Raw genomic sequence first — 12,122 nt, forward strand, 5'->3', positions numbered from 1 at the left:
GTCGCCTCTTTCGTCGCCCGACGGCAGCCGGCCATCCCGACCCGGGGGGGCGAAATCTGGGACTGCATAGCCATGTCGCTTGCTAAACGCATCATTCCCTGTCTCGACGTGAAGGACGGTCGGGTGGTGAAGGGAATTCAGTTCGTCAGCCTGCGGGACGCCGGTGATCCGGTGGAGCAGGCGATCCGCTACGACGCCGAGCGGGCGGACGAGCTCGTTTTCCTGGACATCACCGCCTCGCACGAGGGGCGCGCGTCGATGCTGGACATGATCCGTCGCACGGCCGACTCGATCTTCATCCCCTTCACGGTGGGCGGTGGGGTGCGTTCGATCGACGATTTCCTGGCGATTCTGGGAGCCGGCGCCGACAAGGTGGGGGTGAACACGGCGGCGCTGCGCGATCCGGAGCTGATTGCGCGCGCTGCCCATCGCTTCGGCTCCCAGTGTGTGGTCGTGGCCATCGACGCGCGCCGCTCCGACGCGCCGTCCGCCCCCTCCGGCTGGGAGGTCTACACCCACGGCGGTAGAAACCCGACCGGGGTTGACGCCATCGAGTGGGCGGCGCGCGTGGAATCGCTCGGCGCCGGTGAGATCCTGCTCACCTCCATGGACACTGACGGGACGCGGAACGGCTACGATCTCGAGCTGATCCGTGCCACCACCGCCACCGTCCGCATTCCCGTCATCGCCTCCGGCGGCGCCGGCAACCTCGCTCACCTCGACGAGGCGCTCACCGCCGGCGCCCACGCCGTCCTGGCCGCCTCCATCTTCCACTTCGGCGAGATCAGCGTGCCCGAAGCCCGGCGATATCTAGCAGAGCGCGGGCACCCGGTGCGGCTCTAGATGAAATTACGAATTACGAATTACGAATTACGAATTTTGGGGGCTGGTCTCGAGCGAACCACGGAGAACGCAGAGGATAACGCGGCGGTCACAGAGGATGACGATTTGTTAATTAAACCTTAGGTACTCTGGAGTGGCCGGCCCTTTTATCCGTCTACCTCCGTGCCCTCTGCGAAAGCCTCTGCGACCTCAGCGGTCCGCCGTAATTCGTAATTGGTAATTCGTAATTTTTGCGCCGCTACGTCCTCACCCGCCACAGCAGATACACTCCCCCGATGAGGAACAGCGCGTTGGGTCCCCAGGCGGCGAGGAGGGGGTGGAGGGCGCCGCTGGCGCCCACGGCGGTGCCGACGCGGAAGAGGAGCAGGTAGATCATCGTCACGGCGAGGCTGACGCCCACGCCAAAGGCGGCGCCGCCGCGCTGGGTGCTGGTGGAGAGCGGTGCGCCGAACAGGACGATCACCAGGATGGCCAGGGGAAGGGAGATCTTCTGGGCCAGCTCCACCTCCAGCTTGCGGGTGTCCCCTCCCGAGCGTCGCACGATCTGCAGGAAGCGCTGCATCTCGTCGTAGCGCATCTCCTCGGGCTCTTTGGGGCGCGCCAGCAACTCCTCAGGGGTCTCCGCCAGAGTGGAGACGTGCGCCGAATCGAAGGAGAAGGAGAGCTCCTCCGAGGTGGCGTCATCGAAGGTTCGCAGCCAACCCCGACCGAAGATCCACCCGGTATCCGGGCGCCACTCGGCCCGCCGGGCCACCATATGCACTCCGGGGGTGGATGGGCCCGCCTCGCGCTCCAGCACGACCTCCGACATCTGGTCGTGCTCCGAATCCAACCTGCGTGCCGAGAGCGTGAACCCGGACTCGGTCTGGAAGACGAAGTTCGTGCGCAGCGTTCCCATCGTGAATTGGCGTTCCCCGACGAGCTCCATGCGCCTCTGGTTCGCCGCGGGGATCAGCTCTCCCAGCCAGATCGTTCCCACGCTCAGCAGCGCCGCCATCACCAGCAGCGGGGCGATCAGCCGATAGAAGCTGATGCCGCCGGCCTTGGCCGCGGTGATCTCCTGGTGCCGGGTCATGCTGCTGATCGTGAAGATCGTCGCCACCAGCGCCGCGACCGGTAGCGCCCAGTAGATCGTTTGTGGGAAGAAGTAGAGGTAGGAGAGCGCCACGTCCCCGCGCGGGATTCCCCGCGATAGGTATTTATCCAGGTTGTCGGTGACGTCTGCCACGATGAAGAGCAGGGGAAGGCCCAATACCAGCCCCAGCATCGTGGCGATGAACTGCCGCAGGATGTAGCGGTCGAGAATGCTCATGCCGTCCCCTCCGCGCGGCGGTGACTCCGGCGGCGCAGCGAGACACGAAGCCAGGACGGCAGTCTCCAACCACCGCCTCGGGTGGTCGCCTGCTCCCTCCCCATCCGCCACACGCCCAGCAGGCCGAGCGTACCGAAGATCCCGTTAGTCAACCACATCGCCATCCACGGAGGCATCAGCCCCTGGTCGGCAAGCGCCTCACCGCCGATCAGCCCCACGTAATAAACGGAGAAGATCGTCAGGCTGGCGGCGATGACCATCCCCAGCCCGCCGCGCGGAAAACGCAGCGCCAGCGGCACCCCCACCAATACGAAGACGAGGGTGGCCGCGGCGATCGAGTACTTCTTCTGGATCTCGACCTGGTAGCGGCGAATCTCCCGTTTCACCCCCTGGATCCGAGCCTCCGCGTAGGGCAGCAGGCGACCCTGGACCTCCATCTGCTCAGGGACCCCCGCCGAAGGGGGGATCGGCTTGTTCTTGTTGGCCTCGAGATTCGCCAGCTGTACGCGCAACGCCGCGATCGTGTCGCGCATCATGGACGCCGGCATGTCTCGATCGGTGCGGCGGCCGCTGTCCTCGGAGCGCTCCAGCGTCTGGCGCACACCCGGCATTCGCAGTATCTGCTGCTTGAAGGTGATTCGCTGGAACGCCTCCGGATCATTCCCCTGCATCTCGCGAATGGAGCCGTCGTACAGCGTCAGCATGAAGTCGGCGCCGTCCGCCGAGCGGAGCATGCGACCGGAATCGGCGTAGATGGTGCGCGTCTTGTTCGGACTGCTGACGTCGTAGATGGCCACGTCATACAGGCGACTCCCCGCCTCGTCGATCTCGGTGGCCTGGATGTAGAACTGCGATCCGTCCCCGGTGGTCACCGAGTTGATGATCTGCGGCTGGAGCGCCAGCAGCGGGCTGGTCTGTCCTATGTCCGTCATGAGGATCCGCCAGCGGAAGTTGGCGGCGGGCAGGACTTCGTTGTTGAACCAGACCATCACCCCCGCGATCACGCTCGCCACCAGCAGCAGCGGCAGCACGATGCGTCTGAGGTCGACCCCGCTCGCGCGCAGTGCGGTGATCTCGTTCTCTGCCGCCATCTGGGAGAAGGCGTAGAGCACGGCGACCAGCACCGACATGGGGAGGGTGAGGGCGATGTTCGCAGGTAGCGAGAGGACGAAGAACTCGAGGAAGATCCGGACGGGCAGCCCCTTCCCCGCGAGGTCGGCCAGAGACCTCGCCAGGGTGTTGATCAGGATCACGCCGGTCAGCGCCACGAAGGCGAAGATCAGCGGACCGACGTGCGCCCTGAGCAGGTAGCGCGTGAGGACCTTCATCGTCCGCTTACGCCTCCACCGGGGTGGGCGCAGTGCGCTGCCGGAAGGGAAGCCGTAAGCGCCACGCAGGCCAGCCTCCTCCCCGTGCAGTCGAATGCTCTCCGCCCAACCTCCATAAACCGATCAATCCGAGGATCCCGAAGATTCCATTGGTGAACCACATTGCCAGCCAGGGGGGCACGTACCCGGCATTCCCCAGCGCCTCGCCCCCGATCAACCCGACATAGTAGACCGAGAAGATAGCCAGACTCGCGGCAATGACCATCCCGACCCCTCCACGGGGGAAGCGGAGCGCGAGCGGAACGCCGATCAGGACGAAGACCAGGGTGGCTGACGCGATTGCGTACTTCTTCTGAATCTCGACCTGCAGCTCACGAATCCGGAAGAGGATCCCTTCTTCCTGAGCTCGGGAGAAGGGGACGTGCCGTCCTTGCACCTCTACCGAGTCGGGGATGCCGGCGGAAGGTGGCGGCACGACCGAAGCCCGCTCTCTCGCCTCTGCCAGCTCGGCCCGCAGGGTGTCGATTCGCGCCCGCATCATCTGCGTCGTCATGTCGCGGTCGGTGCGGAAGCTCTCCCCTTCGCTGCGATCGAGCGCCTGACGCACGCCGTCCACCCGCAGGACATGCTCCTGGAAGGTCATCCGCCGGAACGACTCGGGGTCTTCCCGCTCCATCTCACGGAGGTGACCGTCGAAGAGGACCAGCACCAGGTCGGTCCCGGCCGCGGTCTGTTGCATCCGCGCCGAGTCTGCGTAGATCGTCCGGCTTCGGCCGGGATCGCTAACATCGTGGATCGTCACGTCCCGCAGCCGGTTGTCCGTCTCGTCGACCTCGGTGGCCTGCACGTAGAAGCGGGAGCTCCCGTCTCCAGTGGCGAGCTCGTTGACGACCTGCGGACGGATGAAGAGCAAAGGACTGGTCTGCGCCACGTCCATCATCAGCGTGCGCCAGCGGTAGTTCGCGGCCGGCAGCACCTCGTTGTTGAACCGGATCATCCCCGCGGTGATCAGTGTCGCCACGAGCAGGAGCGGCAGGACCATCCGGCGCAGGTCGATCCCACTGGCCCGCAGCGCGGTGATCTCGTTCTCCGCGGCCATCTGCGAGAAGGTGTAGAGCACCGCCACCAGCACCGACATCGGCAGGGTCAGGGCGATGTTCGCCGGGAGCGAGAGCAGGAAGAACTCGAAGAAGACGCTGGTCGGCAACCCCTTGCCGACCAGATCCGCCATCGACCGCGCCAGCGTGTTGATCAGCACCACCCCCGTCAACGCCACGAAGGCGAAGAGCAGGGGGCCGGCGTGCGCACGCAGGAGATAGCGGGTCAGAACGGACATCGGTGACAGGTTCCGGCGTCGGGTCGTGGGGTCCGAGTCGAGGTTGGTCGCACCCACCCGGCGAAGTATCTACCCATGTATCGTAGGTGCGTCCCGGAGCGGACCGGCATGTGACCAGCACCGCTCCATTCAGCGCCCGCACCACCAACCCTGGACGCCGCGGACCGGTCCTTGTTGTGTAGTGCGCCGGCACTGGCGCGGACGGCTCGAGCTCGGAATTCTGGATCGATCGACACTCTACCCCGCTCCTGGCGTCAAGTTGCCGGAACGACGCCGTTTGGGGCCGGGTACTTAGCGCGTCCCGCGCGGCCCCGTCGCGCCTGTCCGCAGCGTCTCACCTGAGAACCATGTCGGCTCCCCCGCTCACCGCCTTGATTCGAAGCATTCTGGTCGTTCTGCTTCTCCCCCTGCTGTCCGCATGTCCGGGCGACGGAGGCGCGATGCCCCGGGTGGACCGGCCGTCCTTCCCGGGGGACCTCGCCCATCAGCTCCTCGTGGAGCAGGTCGGATTCGGGCCGCGCATTCCGGGCCAGCCGGGTCACGAGCAGCAGCTCGCCTGGATGAAGGAATGGCTCGCCGCCCGTGCGGACACGCTCATCGAGCAGCCGTTCGTCTACACGACCACCGGAGGCGAGATCCTCTCCCTGACCAACCTGTTCGCGCGCTTCAACCCGCAGGCCCGGGACCGCGTGCTGCTGGTGGCCCACTGGGACACCCGCCCACTCGCCGATCGGGGTCGCACTCCCGAAGAGCGGCAGCAGCCGGTGCCCGGCGCCAACGACGGGGCCTCCGGCACGGCGGTGCTGATGGTGCTCGCCGAACTCTTCAATCAGCAGGCGCCACCGCTCGGCGTCGATCTGCTCCTGGTGGATGGCGAGGACTACGGACCCCAGACGTCGGACATGTTCCTGGGGGCGCGTCACTTCGCTGAAAATCAGCCGGCTGGGTACCCGCCGCTCTACGGGATCCTGCTCGATATGGTGGGGGATGCCGACCTGCGGGTTGCGCGGGAGGGCTATTCGCAGGAGCGCGCCCCCGAGGTTCTGACGCGCGTATGGGAGGTCGCTCACGAGCTTGGCTACGGGGGGATCTTCGTCGAGCAGCCGGGCGGCTACGTCAGCGACGACCATCTTCCGCTCAACGAAGCGGGGATCCGCACCATCGACATCATCGACTTCGAGTACGGCCCCGACAACGCCTACTGGCACACCCCGCAGGACATTCCGGAGAACACCAGCGCCGAGAGCCTGGAAGTGGTCGGAGAGGTGATCGCCGAGCTGGTCTACCGAGGGGGGTGAGGTGTGCTCCGCATCACCCCGCAGGAGCGACAGGCGCTCAGCGTGACCGCGCTGCTGCTGATCGCGGGCGCGGGGGTGCGGCTCGTCACCACTCCCACGGGGCCGGTCGAGTGGAGCCCCAGTGGCGCCGATACTCTGGTTGGGTCCGGCCTCGCCGAGGTGCAGGCCGCCGCCGAGGAGGAGCTCGAGCGCGAACGGATTCGCAATGAGCCCCTGGAACCGGGTGAGCGGATCGACCCCAACGGGGCCGACGCGCTCCAGCTGGATCGGCTACCCCGCGTGGGGCCCGCTCTGGCGGAGCGCATCGTCGCCTATCGGGAGTCGAGAGGCCCTTTCCGTTCCCTGGCGGATCTGGATTCGGTGCCCGGGGTGGGTCCGGCGATGCTGGCTTCGCTGGCGCCGCACCTCGATCTCCCCGCCGTGCCTCCGCCAACCCTCGGTAGTGGCCGTCGGAGCCGCGAGGACAGTCGTGAGGGCGCCTCGGCGACGGTGGACCTGAATCGGGCGAGCCCGGTGGAGCTGGAGGCTCTTCCGGGGATCGGACCGGCCCTGGCGGCCCGGATCATCGCCTCTCGTGAAGCGGAGGGGCGGTTCGGCAGCGTGGACGAGCTCCTGCGGGTGCCCGGAATCGGACCCGCTTTGCTCGAACGGCTTCGACCGGCGGTGCGCGTGACTCGTTAGCCGGCTGGTCAGCCGGACTCGGGCGCGCCGACGGATGCCCACGCGGGGAGTCCGTCGGCGCGGCTTTTCGCATCCTGATCGGTTTCATCCTTTTTCCTGACGCAGAGATGGCAGTTGCGGCGCCTCCGAGCGATCGAATCGGCGAGATCGTGCTGCGCGAAGGCCTCGTCAGTCGGCAACAGCTCGACAAGGCACTCGAGGACGCGCGCGCGAACGGCACGCGGGTCGGTTACAGCCTGGTCAAGCTCGGGCTGCTGAGCGAGCAGGAGCTGGCGCTCTGTCTCGCCCGGCAGCACCGGGTCTCCGCGATCGACCTCGAGCGGGTGAAGCTCGACCCCAAGCTGCTGAAGCTGATCCCGCCCGACGTGGCGCTGAAATCTCTCGTGCTGCCGGTCCGGCGGGTCGGTCGAACCCTCACCGTGGCGATGGCCGACCCGGGCGAGATGGGGGTGATCGAGGACCTGAAGTTCATCACCCGCTTCGACATCGAGCCCGTCATCGCGGGTGAGTTCACGCTCAGGAAGATCGTCGAGCGCGAGTACGACTCCGCCGACGAGCGCATGACCGACCTGCTCAAGCAGTTCGACGAGGAGGAGATCGAGGTCGTCGAGGACCAGGAAGAGGAGCTGAGCGTCGGGGCGCTGAAGGCGCAGGTCGAGGAGGCGCCCGTCGTCAAGCTGATCAACGGCATCCTCAACGACGCGGTGGCGCGGGGCGCCTCGGACATCCACTTCGAGTGTTACGAGCGGGATATCCGGGTGCGCTACCGCATCGACGGCACCCTGATCGAGATCATGCGCCCGCCCATCAAGATGAAGGCGGCGCTGATCTCCCGCTTTAAGATCCTCGCGGACCTCAACATCGCCGAACGTCGCCTGCCGCAAGACGGCCGACTGAAGATCCGCATCGGCAAGCGGGTGGTCGACTTCCGCGTGTCGACCCTGCCGACGCTCTTCGGCGAGAAGATCGTGCTGCGAATCCTCGACAAGGGGAATCTGACGCTCGATCTCGAGAAGTTCGGCATGGAGCCGAAGGCCGAGAAGGACTTCATGCGGGCGATCATGAACCCGTACGGGATGGTGCTGGTGACCGGACCGACGGGATCGGGGAAGACGACCACCCTCTACAGCGCCCTGTCTCGGGTGAATACGCCCGAGGTCAACATCATGACCGCCGAGGACCCGGTCGAGTACAACCTGCACGGCATCAACCAGGTGCAGGTGCGGCCGGAGATCGGGCTGACCTTCGCCTCGGCGCTGAAGGCGTTCCTGCGGCAGGACCCGAACATCATCATGCTCGGCGAGATCCGCGACATCGAAACGGGCAGCATCGCGATCAAGGCGGCGCTCACCGGGCACCTGGTGCTCTCCACCCTGCACACCAACGACGCCCCATCCACCGTGACCCGTATGGTGGACATGGGGATCGAGCCGTTCAACGTGGCTTCGGCGGTGAACCTGATTACCGCGCAGCGGCTGGTGCGCCGGATCTGCTCGCGCTGCAAGGAGCCGACGACCTACGAGCCGGAGTACCTGCGCGCCGCCGGGCTGACCGACGAGGAGATCGAGACCACCGTCTTCTACAAGGGCACGGGATGCGAGGACTGTGGCGGCAGCGGCTACCGCGGCCGGCAAGGCCTCTACGAGGTGATGGCCATGTCGCCCACCCTGCGCCGCATGATCCTGCAGAACGCCTCCACGGCAGACCTGCGCGACCAGGCCATCGCCGAGGGCATGCTGACGTTGAGAATGGATGGAATGCTGAAGGTAAAGCGGGGGATTACGACGTTGGAGGAGGTGGTGAAGGAGACGGCGGCGTAGGCAGAAGCTAGCGGGTTGAGAGAGTGGGAAGCCAGGAGCCAGAAGCCAGGAGCCAGAAGAAGGCGGCTTAGGAGCCAGAGAGCTGGGAGCAGGCCCCGGAGCGGCTAAAGAGCCGACTGTTCGGCTGGAGTGGCTGGCAACCCGAGAGGTGAAGATGACGATCCGCGCCGGACGCAAAGGACCAGCGCGACGCTTTCAGGATCTCATCGTCTGGGAGCAGGCACATCAACTCGTGCTTGCCACCTACAAGGAGAGTGCTGGTTTCCCCTCGTTCGAGCGATACGGTCTGATCGCGCAGTTACGTCGGTCAGCGGTGTCCGTCCCCGCGAACATTGCGGAGGGATTCCGGAAGCGGACGCGAAACGAAAAGGCTCGATACTTCAACATTGCCGAGGGTTCTCTCGAGGAGACGCGATACTACCTCATTCTAGCGCGCGATCTCGGCTACCTGCGGACGGAATCGCTGCTCCTGCAGGTAGAGGAAGTAAGTCGTCTACTGAACGCGTACTCCCGGAAACTTCTGGCTTCTGGCTCCTGACTTCTGGCTCCTTCTTCCCTGGCACAGACCTTGGCTTCTTCCCGGGACAGGAAGGCCGAATTCCAGTAGTTCCGGGCATCGCGCTCCCAACGCACTAACGCATTTTGCAAGTGCCCTCGCATTCCGCGAGGAAACTCGATTGGAAGAATTTCGCTTATGTCGACAGCTGCAGCAGAAGTACCTTCTCAGCCTTCCCCCACCCTCTCCCTCCGCTCCCTGCTGGATGAGATGATCCAGCGCGGGGCTTCCGACCTGCACATCACGGCAGGGGAGAGGCCGAAGCTGAGGATCGACGGGTCGATCGTGAACAGTCGGGTGGAGCACATCCTGACCCCCAAGGACACGCTGCAGCTGACCTATTCGATCCTGACGGAGAACCAGAAGAAGCGGTTCGAGAATGAGGACGAGCTGGATTTCTCCTTCGGCATCCAGACGCTCTCGCGTTTCCGCGCGAACGCCTTCCGTCAGCGCGGGTGCGTGGCGCTGGCGATCCGGCAGATCCCCTTCCAGATCACCCCGCTGGAGAAGCTGAATGTGCCGCCGGTGCTGGGTAAGCTGGCGGAGCGGCCGCGCGGCCTGGTGCTGGTGACGGGGCCGACGGGATCGGGGAAATCGACGACGCTGGCGGCGATGATCGACAAGATCAACAAGGAGCGTCGTGGACACATCCTCACCATCGAGGACCCGATCGAGTTCATCCATCGCCACCAGGGGTGCATGGTGAACCAGCGGGAGGTGGGGGCCGACACCAAGAGCTTCGCGCAGGCGCTCAAGTACGCGCTGCGGCAGGATCCGGACGTGATCCTGGTGGGCGAGCTGCGCGACCTGGAGACGATCCAGGCCGCGCTGACCATCTCGGAGACCGGTCACCTCTGCCTGGCGACCCTGCACACCAACTCGGCCGCCGAGAGCATCAACCGCATCATCGACGTCTTCCCGTCGCACCAGCAGTCGCAGGTGCGGGCGCAGCTCGCCTTCGTGCTGGAGGGAGTGGTGACGCAGACGCTGCTGCCGCGGCAGGGAGGGAGGGGTCGCGTGGTGGCCTGCGAGGTCATGGTCTGCACCCCCGCGGTGCGCGCTTGCATCCGCGACGACAAGGTGCACCAGATCTACTCGATCATCCAGGCGGGGAAGAAGCACGGCATGCAGACCATGAACGACGCGCTCTACCAGCTCTATATGCAGCGCGAAGTCTCCCTCGAGGACTGCCTGCGCGCCTCCAGCGATCCGAACGAGTTCCTGCGGATGGTGGGAGAGCCGGTGCCCGCATAGATGCGGAATTACGAATTACGAATTATGAATCACGAATGCGGAAGCGAGAATCGCATTCAATGCTCAAAAATGGCCCGATGCGCTAGAATCGCGTGACCCGGGCGCAATTCGTAATCGGCAACCGATAATCGATAGTTCGTAATTCGTAATTCGTAATTCACCACTAGTCTCAGCCACAACCTTAGCGTCTACTTCTCCATGCCTGTCTTCACCTACAGTGCCCGCTCCCTGACGGGGGAGATTCAGACGGGCGAGATCGATCTGCCGAGCCGGGAGGAGGTCGTCGGCTTTCTGCGGAAGCAGCGGCTGGTGCCGGTTTCGGTGAAGGCGAAGCCGAAGGAATTTTCCATCAACTTCGGGACCGGGGTGAAGACGCGTGAGGTGGTGATCTTCACGCGGCAGTTCTCCACCATGATCGCGGCGGGGCTGCCGCTGGTGCAGAGCCTATCCATTCTGGCCGAGCAGACCGAGAACCCGAAGTTCCGCACGATCATCACTACCGTGCTGAATGACATCCAGGCGGGACAGACGCTCGCCGACGCGATGAAGAAACACCCGAAGGTCTTCACCGACCTGTACGTGAACATGATCGCGGCGGGTGAGGCGGGCGGCATCCTCGACGTGATCCTCGACCGGCTGGCTGTCTTCCTCGAGAAGAATGACGCGCTGGTGCGGAAGATCAAGGGCGCGATGACCTATCCCGCGGTGATGCTGTTCGTGGTGATCGCGGCCACCACGATCCTGCTCTGGAAGGTGGTGCCGGTCTTCGCGGGGATCTTCACTGACGCCGGGATGGCGCTCCCGACGCCTACCCTGATCGTCCTCAGCATCAGCGAGTTCCTCCAGAGCTACATTCACTTCGTGGTCCTGGGCTTCATTGCCTCCCTATTCGCGCTGCGCCAGTACTACAAGAGCTCGAGCGGGAAGCTGGTGATCGACCGGCTGCTGCTGCGCCTTCCCGTGCTGGGCGTGCTGATCCGCAAATCGGCCGTCTCCCGCTTCACCCGCACGCTGGGGACGCTGGTCTCCTCCGGCGTGTCCATCCTGGAGGGCCTGGAGATCACCGCGCGCACGGCGGGCAACCGGGTGGTACACGACGCGGTGATGAACTCGCGGGCTTCCATCGCCGGCGGTGCGACCATCTCCGATCCGCTGAAGGCTTCGGGTGTCTTCCCCCCGATGGTGGTGCAGATGATCAACGTCGGTGAGCAGACCGGCGGGCTGGACGAGATGCTCTCCAAGATCGCCGACTTCTACGACGACGAGGTGGACGCGGCGGTGTCGGCGCTGACCTCCGTGCTGGAGCCGATCATGATCGTGGTGATGGGTGTGGTGATCGGCGGCATGGTGGTGGCGATGTACCTGCCGATGTTCGACCTGATTCAGACGGTACAGGGGTAGGGGGCGTGTCGCGGAGAGTTGATTCGTTCCGCGCGTGATCGTTGATTCGTTCCGTTGTGATATCTGATTCGTTCCGCCCGGCGCTATCTCCTGTAGCGGCGGGCGGTTCGGCTTACAAGGCACCCCCGAAAATGGCGCCCTTTCGGCCCCCTCGAGAAGGCCACGGCAGCGTCAACTGGCGGCGAAACTGGCCGAACTTGACTGGTAAACGGAAATTGGAATGTTTGTCAGCGCGTATGCGCGGATGCTCGTGCGGCATGCGCGAGCCCGCCCACGGCTGGCCGGTGGCTGAC

10 protein-coding genes are annotated in these 12,122 nt (G+C 65.1%); 7 read left to right on the top strand and 3 right to left on the bottom strand.

Features of this window, described 5'->3' with window-relative positions:
- The first annotated feature begins 72 nt into the window (after positions 1 to 72).
- Positions 73 to 843, top strand: a complete 771-nt coding sequence (hisF, locus tag VF167_06645; protein HEX6925089.1) for an imidazole glycerol phosphate synthase subunit HisF — start codon at positions 73 to 75, stop codon at positions 841 to 843.
- A gap of 238 nt (positions 844 to 1,081) precedes the next feature.
- Here hisF and VF167_06650 read toward each other — a convergent pair whose 3' ends face one another.
- From VF167_06650 to VF167_06660, 3 genes are read right to left on the bottom strand one after another with little or no spacing between them, the layout of a single operon-like run.
- Positions 1,082 to 2,155 carry an LptF/LptG family permease gene (locus VF167_06650; protein ID HEX6925090.1) on the bottom strand — a complete coding sequence of 358 codons (1,074 nt, stop codon included), beginning with the start codon at positions 2,153 to 2,155 and terminating at the stop codon, positions 1,082 to 1,084.
- The gene (locus VF167_06655) at positions 2,152 to 3,483 is read right to left on the bottom strand and encodes an LptF/LptG family permease (protein ID HEX6925091.1); all 1,332 of its coding nucleotides are present in this window, start codon (positions 3,481 to 3,483) and stop codon (positions 2,152 to 2,154) included. Before VF167_06655 ends, VF167_06650 begins: the two co-directional genes overlap by 4 nt.
- Before the next feature lie 7 nt (positions 3,484 to 3,490).
- A complete protein-coding gene (locus VF167_06660) occupies positions 3,491 to 4,819 on the bottom strand; it encodes an LptF/LptG family permease (protein ID HEX6925092.1) in 1,329 nt (442 codons plus the stop codon).
- Positions 4,820 to 5,190: 371 nt separating this feature from the next.
- On the opposite strand from VF167_06660, the gene VF167_06665 reads away from it, so the two are divergent.
- From VF167_06665 to VF167_06690, 6 genes are all read left to right on the top strand, one after another.
- Positions 5,191 to 6,117, top strand: a complete 927-nt coding sequence (locus VF167_06665; protein ID HEX6925093.1) for a M28 family peptidase — start codon at positions 5,191 to 5,193, stop codon at positions 6,115 to 6,117.
- Between the two features lie 3 nt (positions 6,118 to 6,120).
- Positions 6,121 to 6,798, top strand: coding sequence for a ComEA family DNA-binding protein (locus VF167_06670; protein HEX6925094.1), 678 nt, complete (start codon positions 6,121 to 6,123; stop codon positions 6,796 to 6,798).
- Between the two features lie 107 nt (positions 6,799 to 6,905).
- Complete coding sequence (pilB, locus tag VF167_06675; GenBank protein HEX6925095.1) at positions 6,906 to 8,618, top strand: type IV-A pilus assembly ATPase PilB; 1,713 nt, start codon at positions 6,906 to 6,908, stop codon at positions 8,616 to 8,618.
- A gap of 154 nt (positions 8,619 to 8,772) precedes the next feature.
- The gene (locus tag VF167_06680) at positions 8,773 to 9,156 is read left to right on the top strand and encodes a four helix bundle protein (protein ID HEX6925096.1); all 384 of its coding nucleotides are present in this window, start codon (positions 8,773 to 8,775) and stop codon (positions 9,154 to 9,156) included.
- A 156-nt stretch (positions 9,157 to 9,312) separates the two neighbouring features.
- Entirely contained in the window at positions 9,313 to 10,428 is a 1,116-nt protein-coding gene (locus tag VF167_06685) for a type IV pilus twitching motility protein PilT (protein ID HEX6925097.1), read from the top strand.
- A gap of 198 nt (positions 10,429 to 10,626) precedes the next feature.
- On the top strand, positions 10,627 to 11,829 hold the full coding sequence (locus VF167_06690) for a type II secretion system F family protein (protein ID HEX6925098.1): 1,203 nt from the start codon (positions 10,627 to 10,629) through the stop codon (positions 11,827 to 11,829).
- Positions 11,830 to 12,122 lie beyond the last annotated feature (293 nt).

The organism is Longimicrobiaceae bacterium, assembly GCA_036375715.1.
GTDB lineage: Bacteria > Gemmatimonadota > Gemmatimonadetes > Longimicrobiales > Longimicrobiaceae > DASVBS01.